We start from the raw sequence: 21,236 nt of genomic DNA on the forward strand, positions 1-21,236 counted from the left end.
CCGCCGGCGGATTGCCCGCAGCCTATTCCAGATACCCCGTGCACCTTGGATGCAGCCCGCTATCCGTCAAAAGGTCCGGACAGCAAATTAGTGCTAGCCGGATTCTGGCGGACGCTTCACTTCCCCAGCCACGCCATCGGCGAATCCTTGCGATTCGCTGCAGTCACGGCGCGGTCGCATCAATTGTCGAAGTAGCAATAGAGGTTGGAAATGGCTCAGAGCAATTTCAAGATTGAAGTCACTCGAGTTCGACAACTTACGGACCGAGTACGGGAATATCTTCTGACCTCGGTCGACGGTCGTCCGCTTCCCGAGTACGCGCCTGGCGCGCACGTGGCAATCCACACGGTGTCGCCTGAGCGCGGCCTCATTGTTCGACACTATTCGCTTATTGGCGGAGACGCCGCCGAGTCCGACCCCCGGACGACTTATCGCATTGCTGTGCAGCGGGAAAGCGATGCCCGGGGGGCGGCGCACATTCATGCGACTTTCCGACCGGGCACACGCGTGGAAATCGCTCCGCCCATGAACAATTTCCCGCTCGACCGCCGGCACGGTCCGGTTTTGCTTATCGCCGGCGGGATCGGGATCACACCGATTTTTTCAATGGCGCGCAGCCTTGCGCGTCGGCGCCGCCCCTTCAAGGTGGTCTACGCGGGTCGAAATCGCGAATCGATGGCATACCACGAGGAACTCAGCCGTGTCGCGGCGGAATCTGTTGCCTTTCACTACAGCGATGAGGCGGGCACACTCGATATGGTGGGTCTTTTGCGCGATCAGCAGGAAGGCACAACTGTATATGTATGTGGCCCGGAAGGGATGATCGCCGCGACCCACGCGACAGGTAGGGAACTGGGCTGGGGCGCCGACCGCGTCCGCAGTGAAGCGTTCGGTGCGGGCCGCATCGCCGATGCGCATGCATTCGACGTTCGACTCATACGCAGCGGCCGGACAGTGCGCGTCAGTGAAGACGCAAGCATCCTGGACGCTCTGAATGCGGCAGGTGTTCCCGTGCTCTGGGACTGCCGCCGTGGCGAATGCGGTTTGTGCCCTCTCACCGTCGTATCGAGTGACGGCCCACTCCAACATAACGACCACTATCTGACCGAAGAGGAAAAGGCGTCCGGCGACACGATGTGTATTTGCGTTTCGCGGACAAAGGGCCGCGAAATCGTGCTGGATGCCTAAGTCGACAAATTCTGGAGAGAGTTATGAACATCAATCCCGCTGTAGCGCATCAAGAGCCGGAACACGATTTCGATGCGCCTGGTTTTACGCCCGGAGGCTTCGCTGACCACGCGACACCACTCGTTCGAAATTGCTGGTACGTCGCAGCCCGAAGCGCTGATGTCTCTCGCGACATTATCAGCCGGCGACTGCTCGGCGTGGACGTTGCGCTCTACCGCACAATGGCACGGGAGGTCGTCGCCGTCCGCAACCGTTGTCCGCACCGCTCCTTCCCGCTGGCAAAGGGCAAGCTGATCGGGGACGTTCTGGTATGTGGCTACCACGGGATGCAATTCGATCCGTCGGGCCGCTGTGTGAACATGCCCGCGATGCCGATCACTCCGACGAATGCGAACGTGCGCAGCTTCCCTGTCGTCGAACACGACCCTCTCATCTGGATCTGGATGGGCGACCCGGATGCAGCCGACGAGAGTCTTGTTCCGAACACCAGTTGGTTGTCGGACCCGGGATGGAAGAGCGTGGGCGACACATTCCATATGAAGTCGGACTACGTGTCGATGCACGAGAACCTTCTCGATCAGACGCATTTCCCATTCCTTCATCCAGGCGCAATCGGAACCCCAGAATACGCGCGCTCCCGCCTGAAGGTACGTGTGGAGGGCGATGTGGTGGTGATTGATCGTGAACTGCGCAACTCGCCTCCGCCGGGCGTCTATGCTGTTCCCACCGGCCTGACGGGGCAACCGGTTGACCGCTTCTCCGAAGCTCGGTTTGTTTCGCCGGCGCTTCACACAGCATACGCCCGCATTATCGACAACAACGACCCGAGCGGTCAGCCTCGAACCTACCGATTCAATATTTCGCACGTCTTCACCCCCGAGACTAACGGCTCTATCCACTACTGGTGGTTCTGCAGCCGCAACTTTGCCCTCGAAGACAAGGCAATCGATGAATACCTCTACGCCGCCTCCATGAAGGCTTATAAAGAAGACGTCGACGCACTGGAGTGGATTCTGGAGACGGTGTCGAACGACACGGAGCCGCAGTTTGACCTGAATTTCGCGCCCGACAAACCGGGTCTTCTTATGCGTCAGATTATTTATCAGCTTGCCGGGCGGGAAGCTGGGAAGCTTGGCAAAAGCCAGTGCGCGACGTCTTCGCAGTGCGCTGGCACGAATGCCGAAATAATAGCGTACTAGGGCACTGCAGGTGGGGCGTTGCGTGAGTTCAGAAGAGCACTCGCCCAGTGGCGCCCTGATCAGCAACATCGCTCGAACTGCGAGCCATCAAGGCGCGAACCGACAAACAGGATGTCCTGCCGGAGCAATGCAGTGGGAGGCATGTGCATGACTATACAAAGCCGACACCTCGCGCCGAAAGGAAAAAGAACAATCGAATACCGGTCGTTCGTCGCTGGACGCAGGATTTCGCGCCATCAAATGAATGGCGGCACCGACCTGCCATTCGAGATTGAGCTGGCTAGTACGGGCGAGGTCACCGAAGTTCCGTACGGCCAGACGGCCATTGAAGCGCTGACGAAGATTGGCGTCCTCATTCCTACGGCGTGCACCGACGGTAGTTGCGGAGCCTGTGTTACGCGTGTTCTGGATGGAACGCCCATCCATCAGGGCGCATTTTTGAGCGAGGCGGAGCGTGCTGAAAACGCACAGTTCACGCCATGCTGCTCCCGGGGTGTTGATCGTATCGTGATAGATATCTAGCGTGGCCGTTTATGAACCTCGGGCATCTTCGTACTTTCCTCGCAGTTGCTGACACTGGAAGCATCTCCGGTGCATCGCGCATCCTGTTTAGAGCACAGTCCGCAGTCACTCGCTCAATCCAGGAATTCGAGCAGACGTTGAATACGCAATTGTTCGAGCGACGTCCTGCCGGGGTCGTACCAACCTCGGCAGCTGATGCGATTTGGCCCAGAGCACGGGCGATCATGCAAGAACTCTCCGCCTGGAACAAGGAGAGGGTGTCAAACGCACAACCTGAGACGATATACAGGTACGTGCCGGCGGCCGTCCTATGCGGAAGACGGCTTGAAATGTTTTCACGACTTCTCCGATGTCGTCAAATGCCGACGGTTGCCAGACAGGTGGGCGTTAGTCAACCGGTAGTCAGCGCGGCAATTTCATGCCTGGAGTCGTGTATCTCGGAAAGGCTCTTTATCCGGTCGGCCAGAGGGTTGTCGCCAACTGAAGACGCTGCGCCGTTGGGCCAGTCCACACGCCGCGCGCTCAACCAGGTAGCCAGGTTGCGCAGCGATGTGACGTCACGAGCCGGCGTAATAACGGGCGAAGTTGTTGTAGGCGCTTTGCCGCTGGCTCGCGCTTCAATCTTGCCCGAGGCCATCGCCGAGCTTGTGACGGCACACCCCGGCGTGCTGGTCAGCACGGTGGAGAGTCCGTTCGAGGACCTCTGCGCAGCACTGCGCGCAGGCGACCTTGACTTCATAGTCGGGGCTCTACGGGATGCGGAGTATCTCGCGGATTTTGAAACCAGCGAACTCCTTCGGGAGCCTTTGGCAATCGTCGTGCGGCGCAGTCATCCACTCACGCGACATCGTACGTTGATCCTGACTGATCTCGCCGGATACCAATGGATTTCTCCGCGACGCGACACGCCCGCGAGAGAGCTTCTTTCCAGTGCGTTCGCGTTTGTCAACCATGCGGAGCCGAAAGTGGTCGTTGAGACAGGCGACGCGGCGATCGTTCGTCGTTTACTGGCGCGAACTGACCTGCTCGCGGCCGTATCGGTGAGTCAGATGGCGGCCGAAATCTGCTCAGGTGAAGTCGTATCCCTCCCAGTCAGCCTCGCAGGTACAGCTCGGTCGATCGGTATCACGCGTCGCGCAGGGGTATTGGAGTCTCCTGCCGCCAGGCGCTTGGTGGAAATCATCACAGCAAACGCATCTGTGGAGAAAACGGCGCCGAAAACCAGCAATACAGATATAGCGAACATCGAGACGTCCGGCGTCATCTTCCGCTGACTGGAAGAGCACCGGACAGTTTTCATCATCGAACGATTCAGCGTGTTCTCAACAGGAGGAGTGACATGAGTCAAAACCGAGGCGTTGTGTACATTGGACCTGGAAAGGTCGAAGTCGGCGAGATTCCGTTTCCAGAGATGGTCGATCCTGCAGGGCGCCGTGCAAATCACGGTGTAATTCTGAAGGTCGTTTCAACAAACATCTGTGGTTCAGACCAGCACATGGTCCGTGGCCGCACGACCGCGCCGCAAGGACTTGTACTGGGGCACGAAATCACGGGCGAAGTCATTGAGGTTGGCTCTGATGTGCTGACCCTGCAAAAAGGCGACTTGGTCTCCGTTCCATTCAACGTTGCCTGCGGCCGATGCCCGATGTGCAAGACCCAAAACACGGGCGTCTGCCTGAACGTCAATCCGGCTCGTCCTGGTGGCGCGTATGGCTATGTGGACATGGGCGGCTGGATTGGTGGACAAGCCGAGTACGTTTTCGTGCCCTTCGCGGATTTCAATCTGCTCAAGTTTCCGGACAGGGATCGTGCAATGGAGAAGATTCGCGACCTCACTTGTCTCTCGGATATCCTGCCTACCGGGTACCACGGAGCAGTCACTGCCGGCGTGCGACCGGGCTCGACCGTCTACGTGGCAGGTGCGGGTCCAGTCGGGATGGCTGCCGCGGCTTCCGCGCGGCTGCTCGGCGCGGCCGTCACTATTGTGGGCGATGTGAATCTCGCACGGCTACAGCATGCGCGGGAGGTGGGTTTCGAAACCGTAGACCTCTCAACGGACGTCCCGCTAACGGAACAGGTTGCAGCGATTCTCGGAGACCCGGAGGTTGACTGTGCGATTGACTGCGTTGGCTTTGAGGCGCGAGGTCATGGACATGACGGATCGCAGCACGAGGCGCCGGCTACCGTCCTTAATTCATTGATGGAAGTGACGCGCGTTGCCGGCGGAATCGGCATTCCGGGCCTCTATGTTACGGACGACCCGGGTGCGGTCGATGCAGCAGCAAAGAAAGGCAGCCTGTCGGTACGGCTTGGGCTTGGCTGGGCGAAGTCGCACAGCTTCTTCACGGGACAAACCCCGGTCATGAAGTACAACCGAGACCTCATGCGGGCAATCCTCTGGGATCGGATCGATATTGCCCGCGCCGTCAACGTTCAGGTCATCACACTCGATGAAGCGCCGGGCGGATATGCGCAATTCGACTCAGGGGTTCCCAAGAAGTTCGTCATTGACCCTCACGGGACTTTGCGGGACGCGGCGTAGCTCTCGAGTGGGTGTGATAAGACTATGTCTATGTATGGGCGCGGGCACTACCGCGCCCATACTGCTTAAGCGGTCACGCCATTGGATACTCGACCGCATCGGCCTATCTGGTCGGCCCTGAACAATTCGGTTCTCGTGCGACCAGCGCTACGCCGGCACGTCGGCGGCAGTGCGGCAGTTGAACAGGGCCGCGAGAACGAAGACACAAAGAAGCTGCAGCGTCCTCAGGATCATGCGGAGGTTGTGACCGGCGCCGCACAGCACCGCGTGCATCGCATCGCCGAGCGCGCCTTTGAGCCAGTTGCGATCAAGTTTTCCGTCTGTTTTCATGTGACCGATGGCTGGCTCGATTGCGCTGCGCCGTCTGATCATCGCTCGTAGTCCGCGTGTGATGCCACGCCGCAACCCCGGGTGATAGATCTTCACGCCATCGACGGCGACACCCTTGTAGCCGCGATCAACGATGGCGACTTCTGGCGTGTCGTCGCACAGGATTGCTGCCTGCTCCAGCGCTTCAGCCAGCGTGTGCCCGTCATACGGATTCCCTGGCATCGAGCGCATGCCAACGACCAGGCCTTCCTTGTGGGTCGTCGTGATCGACACTTTTACGCCGAATTCGTAGGGGGTGCGGGCCTTTCCCTTGGCCAGACACTCAACTTCCGATGCATGCAGCGCATAGAGCTTATTTTTGTCCTTCGGCTTCTGCGCCAGAACGCGCTTCGTGCGACCAATTAACTCCTGCAACGCCACACGGCCCGAGTCTGGTACGTGGAAGAGTTGCCGCTCCACATCACGCATCACCCGTCCAACGCGCGAACGCAGCGTGCGCAATGCCTTTACTGCTTCGCGTGAGCGTAGCGGCCAATCGGCAGCCCCAGCCGAGGCGCCTCGCGGTTGTAGTTTTGCCTCAGTTTCAGACCGTGCCGCGCCGCAGCCTTCACCAGATGTTCGCGGCACCGTTCGAGCAATCGCGAATCGGTTGGGTGTGCAATCGCCTTCTCCATAACGGTCGTATCGACAATCACGCGCTTGACGCTCGAGGCCTTGATGACGCCAGCGCGCTTTGCTGCTTCGATCGTCTCGGCGAGCAATTATTCAACACCAGCTTCGCCCATTCGTTTGCGCCAGCGCGTCAGGCTCGACGGATCGATTGGCGGCTCGGTCTGCAGATACGTCTCGCCCGTAAAGACCTGCCAGTAGGGGTTCTCAACCCATTGCCAGACGACCTCTTCGTCGGAGAGATCAAAAGCGTGGTGCAGGTAGAGCAGTCCCGCGATCAGGCGGCGAACTCGCCGGTCGGCCTTTGCCCGACACGAAGCTCCCGGTCATTGATGCGCCCAATCGTTCCCAGTTGATCAGGTCGGGCAAACGTATCAAAGGATGCTTCAGGTTGATCTGTTCGCGCAACGGTTGGCGGAAGAAATCTCCCTCCGTCACAGGCGTCTTCGGACCCATCCGCACCTCGTCGAAAAATGCAGGATTCTCGCGTTAATGTGCCAGGTTCCTGCAAATCTCACAAGACCATTTCGGCCTCAATGCTCTGCCGCACAAGGAGTTCCGAGTTGTTCAGGGTCGACTATGTACTACGAAAGCATACCAAAGTCGCGTCAAAGACTTGCCCATCCATCTCGCAAAAACGAGTATCACCGCATGTGCTGCGCCATTATCTACCCTTAAGGATTATTTCTTGAAATTCGACAAATAGCCTAGTTTTTAGATGGAATGCGTGAGAATGCATAGACATAATCTTGACTCATTGCACCAGCCGCCTGAGTCAGCGAAGGAGTCAATATGTCAGTATGACATCCTAACTATATCTCGCTATCACGGCCGTCTGAAAGACCGCAAGCGCCCTTGAAGCGACACTTGAGATGAATGTTCAGGCTCTTGCGAAGGCATCCCCCACACAGCTAACCAGGACGCTACCAGCCGGCAAACCAGCTCTTGGGCCTTGTCGGACAGAGGAAACTATGTCGTGTGATTGACTGTGCACATCGGCGCCGCAACCCGCAATCTTCGGAAGGTCGCGGAAGCTCAACGGTGTCACCAGATATAATCCAGAAGGGCATATAGTGCCTCTTGTACTAAACCGCTGACGCGGTAGTGTGAGGGAAGCGGAGGTCAGCGCCTGGCGTTCGGTCAGGACGGTTATCGGATGCCGGGCCACGAGGAATGGACAAGCAGGCGGCCAGGAGCAGCATGGGGGTGCCCGACCGGGCATGCCATCCCCTGTCTCCTGGAGGTTCGCCATGACACTGCTCCGCCAACGCATGCTGCACGACATGCAGATCCGCAACCTTGCTGTCAACACGCAGAAGACATATCTGCTGCAGGTTTCCAGTTTCGCCCGACACTTCCGGCGCTCACCCGAGGTGCTCGGTCCCGAAGAGATCCGTGCCTGGATTATCCACCTGACCAACGAACGCAAGCTCGCGCCAGCCAGTGTCCAACTGGCCGTAGGCTCGCTGCGCTTCCTGTACCGCATCACGCTCAGGCGTGACTGGAGTGACGAGGATTTCCCGTTGCCCAAACGGCCCGTGAAGCTGCCCGTCATCCTGAGCTTCGAGGAAATCACGCGTTTCTTCGAGTCGATTCCCAGCCTGAAACAGCGCGCCATCCTGATGACGGCCTATGCGGCCGGCCTGCGTGTCTCCGAAGTCGTGCATCTGAAGGTCACCGATATCGACAGCCAGCGGATGATGATCCGTGTCTGCCAGGGGAAAGGCCGAAAGGATCGCTACGTAATGCTCTCGCCGCGTCTGCTCGAGGTCCTGCGACTGTACTGGCAGGACGCCCACCCGAGGGAATGGCTCTTTCCGGGGAACATTCCGGGGCGGCCCATCAGCCGCCATGCCGTGGGCGACGCATGCCAGCTTGCACGTGAGCGCAGCGGCATCACGAAACCCGTTACGCCACATTCTTTGAGGCACGCGTTCGCCACTCATCTCCTGGAAACCGGTGCTGATGTACGCAGGATCCAGCTGCTCATGGGACATCGCAGCATGGCGACTACGGCACGGTACCTCAAGCTGGCGACGAGCACCGTGTGCGCCACCACCAGTCCCTTCGACCTGCTGCCGCATCCCGCACCCGTTCCACCCCAGCCGCCTGCGCCCGAGTACTTCTGAAGCCGGCGATGCGACAGGCGCTCGAGGTGGCGGACATCTTCCGCCGCTGCGGCCCTCACTACCGGCAGACCCATGCCGACGCCCTCAGTCGTGCCCAGCGCCGCGCGATGAGCGCGATCGAGCTGTGCCGCACCGCCGCGCTCGGCGGACATGTCGAGCAGTGCGATGCCTGCGGCCATCAGCGCATTGCCTACGACTCGTGTCGCCATCGCTGCTGTCCGAAGTGCCAGTCGCTTGCCCGCGCGCAATGGCTCGAACGCCGGCGGGCAGAACTGCTCCCCGGGCTCGAGTACTTCCACGTCGTCTTCACACTCCCCGAGCCCATCGCTGCGCTCGCATACCAGAACAAGAAGATCCTCTACGATCTGCTTTTTCGCACCAGCGCCGAGACGCTGCGCACGATCGCCGCCGATCCGAAACACCTGGGCGCGGAAATCGGCTTCATCACGGTCCTGCACACGTGGGGGCAGAATCTGCTACACCATCCGCACGTGCATTGCGTGGTACCGGGCGGCGGCATCGCCCCGGACGGCGAACGCTGGATCGCCTGCCGGCCAGGCTTCTTCCTGCCCGTTCGGGTACTCTCGCGGCTCTTCCGGCGGCTCTTTCTCGACCAGTTGCACCGCGCGTTCGATGCCGGCGCGCTGCGCTTCCATGGCCAGCTCGAGCCGTTGCGTGATCCGCGAGCGTTCGCCACCTGGCTCGCGCCCGCTGCTCACGCGCAGTGGGTCGTCTACGCGAAACCACCGTTTGGCGGCGCCGCACAGGTGCTCGATTACCTGGGCCGCTACACGCATCGCGTCGCCATCTCGAATAACCGGTTGCTGCGCTTTGATGGCGATTCGGTCCTGTTCCAGTGGAAGGACTACCGTCACCAGGTCCGCCACACGACCATGACGCTCACGGCCGACGAGTTCATCCGCCGCTTCCTGCTGCACGTGCTGCCCGCCGGCTTCAAGCGCATCCGCAGCTACGGGTGGCTCGCCAACCGCCATCGGACAGCCCGCCTCGCCATCTGCCGGCGGCTGCTCGGCGTCGAGCCGCCCGCCGCTGCGTCACCCACCATCGGCGAAGACTACCGTGACCGTTACCAGCGGCTCACCGGCAGGTCACTGCGCGATTGCCCCGTGTGCGGCAAGGGCCACATGGTCCGTATCGAAGGCGGTGTGCCTGGCATCCTGCCGCGGGCTCCGCCTGACCCGAGCAATGGGCACTGAGCGCCATCAGCACCACCCCCGCGCACGTTGGTCTTCCCCCATGCGGCCAACGCGAACCGACTCGTGCCGTGGCGTCGTCGCACCATCACAATGCCGTGAAGCTCTGCACTACCTGCCCGTTGACCCTCGAATTCCCGCTGTCGTCGCGCGGCTTGCTCTATCAGAGCGCCTCGTTCCGGCGTGCAATGGCCAGGCGCCCGGTCGTGCGAATTACCGCGCCGTTCATTCAATGCCCATAGAAGCAAATGCCTGCGGAGCGGTTTAGCACAAACATTTTTTTGATTACCGATCGCGGAGCGGCCCCGGCCGGCCTGTTCGCGCGTAAGTAGCCGCGATCGCCAACCAAAAAAATCTCTGCTTTATATACCCAACGATATAAGAGGCATACCTCTGCGCTTACCGTCCTGCAGGCGACAAAAGACTTGCGAAAGGTCTCTCTATGGCTCGGTCATGCGAGCATGCAGACGACTGAAATGTACACACGGATCGAGCATTCCGTGAAACTGGAAGCGCTCGAATCTGTCGTGGCGCCGAAGCTACGCTCCGGGCGCTTCAAGGCGACAGACAAGCTAATTGCGTCGCTGAACACCGCACATATTACGCATAGACGGAAAAGCGCTGGACGCTGATGGCAGCGGGGTTCGTACCGTCGGACTCCGCATAAGATTATTCAGCGCATTACAGATTCCAGTCGACAGTTGGCATGCCGCGATTGGCGATCCGACGCTTGCTGACGCCATTCTCGACCGGCTCGTTCACAACGCGCATCGCTTGACGCTCTCGGGCGAGTCTATGCGCAAGCGCCGAAATGGTTTGACCACCGACGGCGAGGAGGAGTAAAAGAGCTCACCCCGCGTCGTCGCGTCCGCAGCGCTCGCTTTGCTGTGGAATCGCTGCTCGACTTTGCGTCGAATGCCCGCTTGCCTTGCCGTGGAACGGCTGCTCGATTTGCGCGGAATACGCACATTGCCTAAGAAACGGTTTCAAAAAAGCTTCGTGGGGGCTGTTAACCCATAGCGCAACCTGTAATGGGATGGTCACCCCCTCCTCGCAGCAGGTGTACGCTGCCCGGATTCCTCGGGAGATCTGCCATGCAAAACGTCACACTGGTCGGAATTGATCTCGGCAAGCACGCTTTTCACCTTCACGGTCAAGACAAGGCTGGCGCTGCTGTATTTCGCAGAAAGGTGTCGCGCAAGCAACTGATCGAATTCTTTGCAGCGTTCCATCCATGCACGGTAGTCATGGAGGCGTGCGCAGGCGCACACTGTATGGCACGCAAGCTTGCCGAACTTGGCCACGACGTAAAGCTGATCTCACCTCAGTTCGTACGGCCATTCGTGAAGAGTAACAAGAACGACTTCGTCGACGCGGAGGCAATTTGCGAAGCAGCTTCGCGACCGTCGATGCGCTTCGTTACGCCGAAGACGGTATCACAGCAGACATTGTCGGCTCTGCACCGGGTACGCGATTCGCTCGTGCGGGACAAGGTGCGCACCACCAATCAGATGCATGGATTCCTGCTTGAATTCGGCGTCACGCTACCTGTCGGCAATGCCGTGGTCAGGCGCCTGCCTACCTTGCTGGCCGAACATTCACTGCCGCCACGTCTTGTCGCGATTCTTGAGCGGCTGCATGCACATTTCAAATATCTTTCGGAGCAAATTGGCGAGATCGAGAAGGAGCTCAATCGGCAGCTTGCAGATGACACTAGAGCTCAGCGATTACTTACCATTCCCGGTGTTGGAGCGATTACCGCAAGTTTACTTACCTCCGAACTCGGCGATGGAAAGCAGTACCGATGCGGCCGCGACTTTGCCGCCGCTGTTGGATTGGTACCACGTCAGTACAGCACGGGAGGCCGGTCGAACTGAGGTTCCCTCGGTTTTTCGCCTTCCAGAGGCCCCGGGTTATGCAGCCGTTTCCTTTGTTCGCTGAGCCGCAAGCCAGTTTTGCATGAACTGGGTTGGCGACACGAAGCCGAGTGATGAATGACGACGACTGCGGTTATAAAACACTTCAATGTATTCGAACAAGTCCGCCACGGCTTCGCGATGCGTGCGATACCTCGTGCCGTGTACCCGCTCGTTCTTCAGGCTGTTGAAGAAGCTTTCTGTCGGCGCGTTATCCCAGCAACTGCCTTTGCGGCTCATCGAGCAGCGCATGCCGTACGAGTTCAGCTTGCGCTGGAATTCTTGACTCGCGTATTGACTGCCTCTGTCCGAGTGATGCAGCACGCCGGGCGCGGGCCGGCGGCGGAACCATGCCATCGTCAGTGCATCGGTCACAAGGTCCGCCGTCATGCGCGGCTTGACGGACCAGCCCACGACTTCCCGGTTGAACAGGTCCAGCGTGACGGCCAAATACAGCCAGCCTTCGTCCGTCCAGATGTACGTGATGTCCGACGTGAACACCTGATTGGGCTCGGCCGGCGTGAAGTTGCGGTTCAACACGTTCGGCGCGACCGGCAGTTTGTGTCGAGAATCGGTTGTCACCCGATAACGGCGCTTGTGGCGGGCTCGAATACCGTTGTTGCTCATCAGCCGCTCCACCCGTGCTTTGCTGGCTGGAAAGCCGCGAGCGCGAACCTCCTCAGTCATGCGCGGCGAGCCGTAGGCGCCCTTGTACTGAGCGTGAATCGTCCGAATCAACGTGAGCAACTGCGCATCGGTCAGCCGCTGACGCTCGGGCGTGCCGCCGCGCTTCCAGGCGCGATAGCCGTTCACGCTGACATCAAGGACCTCGCACAACGCCGACAGCGGATAGTGCCGGCACTGCGTGTCAATCCAGGCGTACTTCACAGGAGGTCCTTCGCGAAGAACGCCGCCGCTTTTTTTGCGATTTCCAGCTCCATCTGCAAGCGCTTGTTCTCCGCTCGAAGGCGCGAGAGCTCCATCTGTTCTGCCGTGACGACCTTCGCCCCGGCGCCGTTCAGCTTGCCGGCTTCGGACGCCTTGAGCCAGTTGCGCAGCGTCTGCGTCGACATACCCAATTCGCGGGCCACGGCGCTCACGCCTTGCCCGTCCTTGACTCGTTGCACGGCAGCTTCCTTGAACTCTGCCGTGTACACCTGGTGCGGTACCTTGAACATTTCTTCTTTCCTTCCTTTGGGTCGAGTTTATACACGACCTGCTGGAAGGCGAAAATTCAGGGGAAGCTCAGAACCTGTTGGGAATTTCCAAGCGGGGAGACAAGAACATCCGCCGGTTGCTCGTCCAATGTGCACGTTCCTTCATGCTGCATCTGAACAGGCACCCGGGCAAGATGGCCGACTGGGTGCGTTCAATGCTCGCAAGACGACACTCAAATGTGGTGGCATGCGCCCTCGCTAACAAGTTCGCGCGAATAGCCTGGGCCATTGCGAGTCGCGACGCAGTATTCGACCCATGCAAGCGGAGTGCCACTTGACGAGCAAGGCCATGCGTTATCGCTTTACCGAAGTCAAACCATCTGGTTTTGCGAATGCTGAATACTGATGACGTGAACGGCAAACCGGCCTGACGGAAACCCTGAGAGGTTAACCAGCTTGTGAAGCTGCCCCTGTTATCAGGACCACCAGGCGCGATTCTCATCGAGGCGCAACGGCTCATCAAGCCCTGACGCCGGATAGATTTACGCAAGCCCAACACGCCATAAGATTCAACATTGCAAAAACGGGGGTGACCATAGATTAACCTCGATCGTCGTGACAACAGGATCGAGGAGATGGGCAAACCAATCATCGATGACGAACTGTGGGCACTGATCGAGCCACTGCTTCCACCAGCGAAGCCACACCGCTTCAAGTATCCGGGCCGCAAGCCGGTTCCGGATCGGGCTGCGCTGACCGGCATCTTGTTCGTGCTGAAGACCGGTATCCGCTGGCGAGATTTGCCTGCGGAGATGGGATGCGGCTCCGGTGTCAGTTGCTGGCGAAGGTTGCGCGATTGGCAGCAAGCCGGCGTATGGGATCGCTTGCACGCAGTGCTTCTGGCGAGGTTGCGAGCGGCGGACAAGATCGACTTCTCGCGCGTCGTCGTGGACTCGTCCTCGATTCGCGCGGTTGGGGCGGGCGAAAAACTGGTCCGAACCCCACCGATCGAGCGCGACCCGGATCCAAGCATCACCTCGCCACCGACGCCAACGGAACGCCCATCGCGGCAATCCTGACTGGGGCCAATCGTAACGACGTCACCCAACTGGTTCCGCTGATTGAGGCCATCGTGCCGATCGGCGGCAGGCGTGGACGGCCTTTGAGCCGTCCTGGCCGCGTCTACGCTGACCGCGGTTACGACCACGACAAATACCGACGCGTGCTGCACAAGCGCAGTATCCCCACGAGCATCGCCCGCCGTGGCCACCCGCACGGCAGTGGCCTTGGTAAAGTCCGTCGGGTTGTCGAGCGTACACATGCCTGGTTGCATCATTTCCGTCGTCTACATATTCGCTTCGAACGTCGCGCTGACATTCACGAAGCGTTCCTCAAACTCGGCTGTTGCTTGATCTGCTGGAATACTCTTCAGCGCGTGCAGCGGTCTTTATGAAACCGTCTCTAAGGCGAAATACGGTTATCTCTTCCCGGGCTGCAGAGAAGGGCGTCCATTGTCGAATATGGCGATGCTGAGTCTCCTGAAACGCATGTCGCGGCCCGGGATCACCGTGCATGATTTCCGGTCGACGTTCCGCGACTGGGTGGCCGAATGCACGGAGTATCCGGATTCGTTGGCGGAAGTGGCTCTGGCTCACGTCATCTGTTCGCAGACGGTGGCGGCCTACCGGCGTCGCGACCAGCTTGAGCGTCGGCGCCTGATGATGGAGCAGTGGCGAAGGTATTGCAGCAACGAGCAGACAGAGTCTGCGCAAACCGCGTCGGCTGTACCAGAAGCATTCACTGCCTAGTTCTTGTTCGAACACGCGGAAGACTGGGCCATTCGACAGGTTTCTTCCAGTCGGTCCTTAAGCAATGGACGACCGGCAATCGGAGTAGCAGTCACTCGAATGATCATGTGACCGCGGTGGCGAACAGCTTACGCTGCTTGTTTCGATCGCTACTGCTCCCAACACTCTCGGCGTCCAAAACCGGCGATAGCCAATCCTGCCATCCCTTGTTTTCTGTGCATTTTTTGTGGTCCAGAGTAAACGCCGTGCGCAGAAGTTTCTGCGTTAGCGTAAACGGCCGATCGTGCCGTGGAGAATGGCGTGCGTTGTCGTTGCGATGACGATGCGACGTTGGGTTGTGTCTGTGTCAACGCATTGCGTAAAACGATGTGTTAAGGGATGCGCAACCAGTGCGTCTTAAACTGCGAACCAGTGGCGAACCCAATGTGTGAAGTCTGCGCGCTGCCGTGCATTGGGCGCTCACCAAAATGCGAATGGTTTGCTGGGTAAATGTGCTGATCGATGCGCTTCGCGAGGCGCATGAAAATACAAAACGAGAGAGTGTGCTGGGAGCCAATGCAACGCTCGGAACGAGTGAAAGCATGTGAAGGGTGCGATTCAAGCGGTGCGCTATGGGGCGAGCATCGAACGCGCAGACGAGAGCGATACACCATGAGCAGTTCCCGGCTAGGCGTGTACAGTCTGCATGCCTACATGTGACGCAACCGAAACCGGAATCCGGCGTCAAGGTGATGGTCTCCGGAGTGAACGGCAAGCGCTGCCGCGGCGCTCCTAGATCCGTCGGTGAAGCGTGTCGCGTGCGCACCACATACGCAAAAAATGCGTTGTTCTCCTACATTCCCTTCGCTGCCGGTGTGTTCCTGAGCGGGCAATTCATGCGTAAAAGCCGTGTTGACGCGTGCTCAGGACGTGCGCACGATGGTGTCACAGCGATGCGTAGCCGATGTTCAGGAGGGTAACGATGCCTGTTGCGAAGGTCTATACGAAGTCGCAATGGGAGGCGTTTGCCCGCGCGCTCGATGCGCTGCCAGAGAAGCCGGATACCGAACGTGGCGTGACGGTGCGCGATGCGATGAAGGACATGCGCGTGCGCGTGCGGACTGCGCAGGCGAAGGGCTATACGCTGGAGCAGATCGCGGAGCAGGCGCGGCAGCAAGGACTCGACATCACGGCTGGGACGATTCGCTACGCACTGCGCTCGACCGGGAAAGGCGGTGGCGCAGGTGGTGGTGCGCGGCCAGCACCAGCTGCACGCGCGCCCGGTGCTGAGAAGGTGTTCACGGTGCAATCGCGCACGCAGGATGTGACATCTCCGGCAAAGCATGTTCGCAAGGATGGGGGAAAGACGGAGGCCAGACCGCAATCCGGGCCGGTGCAGGGCGCACTCGGATTTGCGATCCGGCCCGACACTGACGATCTGTAGAGGAGTCGAGATGGATACGACAGTCAATCCCATCTATCTTGTGGGCGGTGGCAAGGGCGGTGTTGGCAAGAGCCTTGTTGCGCTCGCGCTGGTCGATCATCTGCAGCGGCGCGGAGTGAAACCCGTGCTGGTTGAGAACGACACGTCAAACCCTGACGTGATGAAGGCCGTGCAGGGCGAGATTGATTGCGCCGCGTTCGATCTGGACGAGGCGGACGGCTGGATCAACTTCGTGAACTACTGCGACGAGCATCGCGACGCAGTTGTGGTGGTCAGCACGGCAGCCCGCAACCAGGATGGCGTCGCCCGCTACGGTGCGACGCTGGCTAGCACGCTGGGCGAGCTTGGCAGGCGGCTCGTCGTGTTCTGGGTGATCAACCGGCAGCGCGACAGTTTGGAACTGCTGCGCCAGTTCGGGGAGACGTTTCCAGAGGCGATTACACATGTTGTACGCAATGGCCACTACGGCGCGCCGGACAGGTTCGTGCTGTATCAGGACTCGAAAATCCGCAAGAGTGTCGAGGCGAAGGGCAAGTCGCTCGACTTTCCGGAACTCGCGGATCGCGTGGCAGACGATCTGCGCAGTCAGCGCCTGTCGGTGCGCAAGGCGGCAGAGTCGCTGCCCATTGGGCAGCGCGCGGAACTGCTGCGCTGGCGGGCCCTCTATGACACGATGTTCACCGGGGTGACGGGCAATGCCTGAACGGAGGGCGCGGCGCGGACGTCCTGTCGATCCGCTCGCCCGGCTCTTTTACGACGTGACCGGCGAGAAGCCGGACGATGCGAGTCTGCTGCGCATGCGCCAGGTGTCGGTGGCCCTGAATCTGCGCGACAACGATGCGCTGTGGTCGGTGCTGGCGGTGCTCGAATACTATGCGCGGCTTTACGAGGCGATGCCGGAGCGCATCCGGCAGGCAGGCAAGGGCAATCTGGACGCAGTGCGGGATGAGGCACGTGAGGCAACGGACGCGTTGATGGCGCAGCACCGCGACGCGCTCGCGCGCTGCAAGGCGACCATAGAACTCGCGGAACGGATGACCGTTGAACACGAGGCGAGGTATCGCGCGACGCTCGCGGCACTGAATGAACAGGCGTTGGTTGCGCAGGCGGGGCGCGCGGCTGACCGGATAGCGCGCATCGCGGGAAACCGGGTAGTGGGCGCGGTAGCCGTCGCGGCTCGCGAGCACCGGCAGCAACTCGACGCAGCGGTAGCTCTGTTTGAGCGGGAAATGAGCACGGCAGCGGCGCGCGCCGCGAAGGTTGAGCAGATAGCCGCGCGACGGATGACGAAGGCGTTCCGCGCACTGGTGGTGGGGGCGCTGATCGTGATTCTGCTCGCGGCGACAGCGGGTGCGGTGGCGGGCCGCTACTCCGGTAGTCATATGGTGCGGGCAGAGGGTTTGCCGTCTGCCCGCACCGGTCATACTTCCTTGATGTCGCCTTTCATGAACGCGAGCGCATCATGAAGCGTGCGCGAGGCTGGCAGCGGTCGGAAAGGGCCACGGCGGCTGCGTGCTGGCTGGGGCGGGAGCCACGGCCACACCGCAAGCCGTGTTGTTGATGCCACTGTGATTGCTCCCGGGCTTGGCGGCACCTTCGTCGTCGTCCTGCGCCTTGTCAGAAGCATTGCCAGTGTCCGGGCCGTGTTCGTCCTCGCCGGGGTTCCCGTCCTCGTCGTCGCGCGCTTCCCATGACGGCATGACCGGGATTTCCGTATCGGTGAGGATTTCCGGGAGCCACGCGACCTTCGCCAGCCGCAGTTCGGCTGCGGCAGCGGCGTCGGCCTTCTTCATCTTTCCGAGGTCGGCGGCAACCTTGGGCGACACGGCTGCGGACACGACTTCCCCGATGCGCGCCTTGCTGACATGATCGAAATACGTGGTGCGGGTCGGCGTCCAGTACCGGGTCATGTCCAGGTGCAGCGCGCCCGCGAGCGCGCTGATCGCCTGCGGCTTTTCCTCGCCCACGATGCCGTCGAGCAGGGTGCCGGTGCAGAAGGCAAGCAGGTCGAGCAGCGTCGTCCCCGGATCCTGCTTGGAGAGCCACGGCAGCAGGTCGGCGCGTTTCGCGGGCAACTCGGCGACCCATCGGGCGCGCTGTGCCTCAATAGCATTCCAGGCGGCGCTGGTGGGGAGGTCGTCCGCCGCGCGCAGGAGTCTGTCGTGATTGTTGTCGCCGGACAGCGCCAGATAGTCGCGCGCGGACGTGTGGCCGTAGTACTCGGGCAGCGCTTGCGGAACGAGATGCCGCAACAGGGCCGCGAGCGCGACGGACGGCTGCGCGACCATTTCGGCGTGGATGGCGACGGTGCGGTGCGCGGTGAGTCGCTGGCAGAGTTTAGCGCTATGAACCGGTTTGATCTTCGTTCCGTGGCCATCTGACGGGGCCGCAGCTTCGGCTTGTGGCGTGCCGGTGACAGTCGCACCCGCCGCGTCCAGTGCCGCACTGTTTTCGCGCCGCACGAGACCGCGCTCGATGAGCAGCTTTCCCTGCGGATCAATGATCACGAACGCACCTGCCTCGACCATCTGCTGTGTATCCCACACCAGGGCATGGCTTTCGAGTGCGACGATCGCGGCGTTGACCAGTCCGATTTCGGCATCAAGGCGGTCAGCTTCCTCGTAGGCATTTTCATCGTCCTCGGGGAGCGCTTCCAGCTTCCCGGACAGGTCGTCCTGCTGTGCCGTGAGCGCGTCCATCTTGCGCTGCTCGTCGTCGGTAAAGGGGCGCTGGATGGGGCGCAGTTTGCCATGGCGGTTGACTTCCAGCAGGTCACGCTCGACGCGGGTTTCTGTCCAGCCCCAACCCTCGGCGCGGACCTCTTCTGCTGCCGCGTCGAGCTTCTGCGCGACGAGACGCTGCAGCAGTTCGGCATCGGCAATGTAGCCCGCATTCCCATCGTCGCTGAAGAGGTCACGGCGTACATACCCGCCCGCTGCTTCGTAGGTGTCGAGGCCAATGAAGCGCACAAGGCGGTTGCGGCTCGCGTCGATTTCGGCCCGCGTGATCGCCTGCCGCAGATAGTTGGGCTGACGCTGCCACTCGTTCGCATCGAACCAGATGTGTTCCTGCGTCTCGTGGTTGTCCGCGAGGGCGAGTGCGGCAAGCTGGTCGAGCGTGATTGCGTCCTCGCGCAACAGGGCCAGCAGCTTTGGGGATACGCTGGCGAGCTTCATGCGCCGTTTGACTGTGAGCGGCGAGGCAGAAAACAGCGCGGCGATGTAATCGACGCTTCTCCCTTCCTCGGCCAGCATCCGGTATGCGCGCAGCACGTCGAACGGATCGAGCCCTTCGCGCTCGGTATTCTCGATCAGGGAAATGGCGAGGGCTTCACCTTCACTGACGATCCGCACGGGGACCGGGTAGTCGGCGGCGATGTCTTTCTGTTCGAACAGGAGGTCGAGGGCGGCCTCGCGGCGCTGACCAGCGCAGACGCCATATTTGCGCTGCCTTCCGCGCGATCCCTTGATCTCATGGACGACGAGGTTTTGCAGCAGACCCTTGGCCCGTATATTCGCAGCGAGGCCGGGAATGCCGGACAGGGGTTTCGTGCGCGCATTCAGTGGTGAAGGCCGCAGGGTGGAATACGGCACGGTCACGATGGGCTGCTCGTTACCGAAGTGGGATTCGAGCACGGTAGCCGGTTCGGCGGTGTCTGCCGGGGTGGTTTCGAATTGGGCTTGCATGACTGACTCCAGAAAGAAGAAAAGAAAGTTCCGGGTCGGGCACTATCGGATTCCGTCATGACTTGACCCGGATAGGAGTCCTGACAGATATTGAGAAGGAGCGGCTTTCTTGCCCCTGTCGTGGCTAAGCCTTCATTTGGCGCATTGCGTCGGCGAGCATCCAGAGGGCGCGGTTGAGCTTCACGTTCTGGTCGATACCGGTGATGGGGCGGGTGGACATCGAGCGACCCGTGCGCGAGCGACCATGCAGGCCGCCTTTGGTGAGGTTTTCCTGAACGCGGTTAAAAACGGTCCAGAGGTCGTCGCGGCGATCCTCGAAGCGGCGCGAGGCAAGCAACTGGCTGTCGGTAACCGGGGCCGGTGCCTCTGCGTCGGTCGGGTCGTAGCGCAGCGCCAGTGCGGAGCGGGCGAACGCGTGCTGTTCGTCGCGGTCGAGCGTGACGGCACGCATGCCTTCCTTCTGCTCGCGGATCAGGTCGAAGCCGTCGAGCACGTCGAATGCACCGTTGATCACGTTCTGGACGATGTTGCCCTTGTGCGGGACGCGGATATCCGCGACGTTGTCGCCCGCCACCATGCCGTTCTGGCAGACGAAGCGCAACATGCCCGCGAGCATCTGGTAACTGCTGGTGCCATCGTGCGAATTTAGCAGCACGATTTCGTTGGCTTCCTCGCCGGTAATCTGGTCGGCGTAACGAAGCCGAAGCATGTGTTTCGTGTACTCGCGACGATCGTCGTGCCGCACGCGGGTCTGGCAGACCATGAAAGGCTGGAAACCTTCATTACGCAGGCCGCGTAGCACGTCGATGGTTGGAATGTAGGTGTAGCGTTCCGAGCGGCTTTCGTGCTTGCCGACCGCAAAGATGGACGGGGCAACGCGGCGAATCTGGTCGTCTGAGAGCGGCGAGTCGGCGCGCAGCATCGGGGAGCCGTATCGGAAAGAGGAGGCGAGTTGCATGGCAATCTCCAGAGTCAAGGTTGAGGACCTGAACCGGGCGAGGGGATGTGACTTGCCGTTGCGGCTGAACACCTCCCGGTGGAACTCGGGTTTGGCCTTGTTGCCGCCAGGTTCCCGGGTTTCCGCCCGTGCGACTTGAGGAGCCGATTGCGGACAGACGTCAAGGAAAAAGGCGAGGGAGGGGTGCGGGCAACACGGTCCCTCGCCCCTTGACGTCTGCCCGCTATCGGCTACGGTCGCGGGTCAAGGGCGGGAACCTGGGAACCGGATGCATGCCGAGCCTCGGGTTGACCGGGCAGGGGCGCCATAAGCGAGGGCGATCACGGCAGCATGTGCAGACTGCGTGTGAAGCGATATTGGAGGGATGAGGGGCCGCGAATCGATGCGCGACAGGTGTGAGTCGCTGCTCGTGGCCAGATACTGGGCTCAGAAGCCCGAATTGGCTGCGTTCGCGCCGAGTGCGCCGTAGCTGAGCGATGGTCTGTCCCTTCGCTG

Annotated in this window: 14 protein-coding genes and 5 pseudogenes; 15 read left to right on the forward strand and 4 right to left on the reverse strand. The window is 60.7% G+C overall.

What is annotated here, in order from left to right; translation table 11 throughout:
* Positions 1 to 210 precede the first annotated feature (210 nt).
* From AC3AP7_RS07045 to fdhA, 5 genes are all read left to right on the forward strand, one after another.
* Entirely contained in the window at positions 211 to 1,188 is a 978-nt protein-coding gene (locus AC3AP7_RS07045) for a PDR/VanB family oxidoreductase (RefSeq protein ID WP_475764387.1), read from the forward strand.
* A 23-nt stretch (positions 1,189 to 1,211) separates the two neighbouring features.
* Entirely contained in the window at positions 1,212 to 2,387 is a 1,176-nt protein-coding gene (locus AC3AP7_RS07050; protein ID WP_475764386.1) for a Rieske 2Fe-2S domain-containing protein, read from the forward strand.
* 147 nt (positions 2,388 to 2,534) lie between these two features.
* The gene (locus AC3AP7_RS07055; protein WP_475764385.1) at positions 2,535 to 2,909 is read left to right on the forward strand and encodes a 2Fe-2S iron-sulfur cluster-binding protein; all 375 of its coding nucleotides are present in this window, start codon (positions 2,535 to 2,537) and stop codon (positions 2,907 to 2,909) included.
* Positions 2,910 to 2,920: 11 nt separating this feature from the next.
* Positions 2,921 to 4,183, forward strand: coding sequence for a LysR family transcriptional regulator (locus AC3AP7_RS07060; RefSeq protein ID WP_475764384.1), 1,263 nt, complete (start codon positions 2,921 to 2,923; stop codon positions 4,181 to 4,183).
* A gap of 65 nt (positions 4,184 to 4,248) precedes the next feature.
* The gene (fdhA, locus tag AC3AP7_RS07065; protein ID WP_475764383.1) at positions 4,249 to 5,451 is read left to right on the forward strand and encodes a formaldehyde dehydrogenase, glutathione-independent; all 1,203 of its coding nucleotides are present in this window, start codon (positions 4,249 to 4,251) and stop codon (positions 5,449 to 5,451) included.
* A 147-nt stretch (positions 5,452 to 5,598) separates the two neighbouring features.
* Here the strand turns inward: fdhA and AC3AP7_RS07070 are convergent.
* Positions 5,599 to 6,906 (reverse strand): annotated as a pseudogene (locus AC3AP7_RS07070) (IS5 family transposase).
* Between the two features lie 794 nt (positions 6,907 to 7,700).
* Between AC3AP7_RS07070 and AC3AP7_RS07075 the strand changes: the two are divergent.
* The 4 genes and pseudogenes from AC3AP7_RS07075 to AC3AP7_RS07090 form a co-directional block, all read left to right on the forward strand.
* On the forward strand, positions 7,701 to 8,579 hold the full coding sequence (locus AC3AP7_RS07075) for a tyrosine-type recombinase/integrase (protein WP_475764382.1): 879 nt from the start codon (positions 7,701 to 7,703) through the stop codon (positions 8,577 to 8,579).
* Positions 8,580 to 8,587: 8 nt separating this feature from the next.
* Positions 8,588 to 9,796: an IS91 family transposase gene (locus tag AC3AP7_RS07080; protein ID WP_475764381.1), complete on the forward strand. Its 1,209-nt coding sequence runs from the start codon at positions 8,588 to 8,590 to the stop codon at positions 9,794 to 9,796.
* Positions 9,797 to 10,477: 681 nt separating this feature from the next.
* A pseudogene (locus tag AC3AP7_RS07085) lies at positions 10,478 to 10,636 on the forward strand (ATP-binding protein); the annotation flags it as partial.
* 251 nt (positions 10,637 to 10,887) lie between these two features.
* Positions 10,888 to 11,667: pseudogene (locus tag AC3AP7_RS07090) on the forward strand (IS110 family RNA-guided transposase); the annotation flags it as partial.
* A gap of 39 nt (positions 11,668 to 11,706) precedes the next feature.
* Here the strand turns inward: AC3AP7_RS07090 and AC3AP7_RS07095 are convergent.
* Positions 11,707 to 12,887, reverse strand: a protein-coding gene (locus tag AC3AP7_RS07095) for an IS3 family transposase (RefSeq protein WP_475764380.1) whose coding sequence is annotated in 2 segments (ribosomal slippage) — positions 11,707 to 12,635 and positions 12,635 to 12,887 — 1,182 coding nt in all. Because the reading frame shifts where the segments join, the coding sequence is not laid out codon by codon here.
* A gap of 53 nt (positions 12,888 to 12,940) precedes the next feature.
* Between AC3AP7_RS07095 and AC3AP7_RS07100 the strand changes: the two are divergent.
* From AC3AP7_RS07100 to AC3AP7_RS07125, 6 genes and pseudogenes are all read left to right on the forward strand, one after another.
* Positions 12,941 to 13,204, forward strand: a pseudogene (locus AC3AP7_RS07100) (transposase); the annotation flags it as partial.
* A 297-nt stretch (positions 13,205 to 13,501) separates the two neighbouring features.
* A protein-coding gene (locus tag AC3AP7_RS07105; RefSeq protein WP_475764379.1) for an IS5 family transposase occupies positions 13,502 to 14,319 on the forward strand; the annotation gives its coding sequence in 2 pieces (ribosomal slippage) (positions 13,502 to 13,850 and positions 13,850 to 14,319; 819 coding nt in all).
* Positions 14,320 to 14,329: 10 nt separating this feature from the next.
* Positions 14,330 to 14,674: pseudogene (locus AC3AP7_RS07110) on the forward strand (integrase); the annotation flags it as partial.
* Positions 14,675 to 15,635: 961 nt separating this feature from the next.
* Positions 15,636 to 16,097 (forward strand): hypothetical protein, encoded by a 462-nt coding sequence (locus tag AC3AP7_RS07115; protein ID WP_475764378.1) that lies wholly within the window; start codon positions 15,636 to 15,638, stop codon positions 16,095 to 16,097.
* A 10-nt stretch (positions 16,098 to 16,107) separates the two neighbouring features.
* Positions 16,108 to 16,800 carry a nucleotide-binding protein gene (locus tag AC3AP7_RS07120; protein WP_110856520.1) on the forward strand — a complete coding sequence of 231 codons (693 nt, stop codon included), beginning with the start codon at positions 16,108 to 16,110 and terminating at the stop codon, positions 16,798 to 16,800.
* Positions 16,793 to 17,563 carry a hypothetical protein gene (locus tag AC3AP7_RS07125; RefSeq protein WP_475764377.1) on the forward strand — a complete coding sequence of 257 codons (771 nt, stop codon included), beginning with the start codon at positions 16,793 to 16,795 and terminating at the stop codon, positions 17,561 to 17,563. Before AC3AP7_RS07120 ends, AC3AP7_RS07125 begins: the two co-directional genes overlap by 8 nt.
* On the opposite strand, the gene AC3AP7_RS07130 is transcribed toward AC3AP7_RS07125, so the two are convergent.
* Positions 17,558 to 19,783 (reverse strand): ParB/RepB/Spo0J family partition protein, encoded by a 2,226-nt coding sequence (locus AC3AP7_RS07130; RefSeq protein WP_475764376.1) that lies wholly within the window; start codon positions 19,781 to 19,783, stop codon positions 17,558 to 17,560. The two genes, AC3AP7_RS07125 and AC3AP7_RS07130, sit on opposite strands and share 6 nt — an antisense overlap.
* 124 nt (positions 19,784 to 19,907) lie before the next feature.
* Complete coding sequence (locus AC3AP7_RS07135) at positions 19,908 to 20,741, reverse strand: DUF932 domain-containing protein (RefSeq protein WP_475764375.1); 834 nt, start codon at positions 20,739 to 20,741, stop codon at positions 19,908 to 19,910.
* Positions 20,742 to 21,236 lie beyond the last annotated feature (495 nt).

It is taken from the genome of Paraburkholderia sp. PAMB 6770 (assembly GCF_057748135.1).

What these genes read in the sequence shown, in the direction of transcription:
- AC3AP7_RS07045 (WP_475764387.1), top strand. Translation starts at nt 211, where the DNA reads ATGGCTCAGAGCAATTTCAAGATTGAAGTCACTCGAGTTCGACAACTT.
- AC3AP7_RS07050 (WP_475764386.1), top strand. Translation starts at nt 1,212, where the DNA reads ATGAACATCAATCCCGCTGTAGCGCATCAAGAGCCGGAACACGATTTC.
- AC3AP7_RS07055 (WP_475764385.1), top strand. Translation starts at nt 2,535, where the DNA reads ATGACTATACAAAGCCGACACCTCGCGCCGAAAGGAAAAAGAACAATC.
- AC3AP7_RS07060 (WP_475764384.1), top strand. Translation starts at nt 2,921, where the DNA reads ATGAACCTCGGGCATCTTCGTACTTTCCTCGCAGTTGCTGACACTGGA.
- fdhA (WP_475764383.1), top strand. Translation starts at nt 4,249, where the DNA reads ATGAGTCAAAACCGAGGCGTTGTGTACATTGGACCTGGAAAGGTCGAA.
- AC3AP7_RS07075 (WP_475764382.1), top strand. Translation starts at nt 7,701, where the DNA reads ATGACACTGCTCCGCCAACGCATGCTGCACGACATGCAGATCCGCAAC.
- AC3AP7_RS07080 (WP_475764381.1), top strand. Translation starts at nt 8,588, where the DNA reads ATGCGACAGGCGCTCGAGGTGGCGGACATCTTCCGCCGCTGCGGCCCT.
- AC3AP7_RS07115 (WP_475764378.1), top strand. Translation starts at nt 15,636, where the DNA reads ATGCCTGTTGCGAAGGTCTATACGAAGTCGCAATGGGAGGCGTTTGCC.
- AC3AP7_RS07120 (WP_110856520.1), top strand. Translation starts at nt 16,108, where the DNA reads ATGGATACGACAGTCAATCCCATCTATCTTGTGGGCGGTGGCAAGGGC.
- AC3AP7_RS07125 (WP_475764377.1), top strand. Translation starts at nt 16,793, where the DNA reads ATGCCTGAACGGAGGGCGCGGCGCGGACGTCCTGTCGATCCGCTCGCC.
- AC3AP7_RS07130 (WP_475764376.1), bottom strand. Translation starts at nt 19,783, where the DNA reads ATGCAAGCCCAATTCGAAACCACCCCGGCAGACACCGCCGAACCGGCT.
- AC3AP7_RS07135 (WP_475764375.1), bottom strand. Translation starts at nt 20,741, where the DNA reads ATGCAACTCGCCTCCTCTTTCCGATACGGCTCCCCGATGCTGCGCGCC.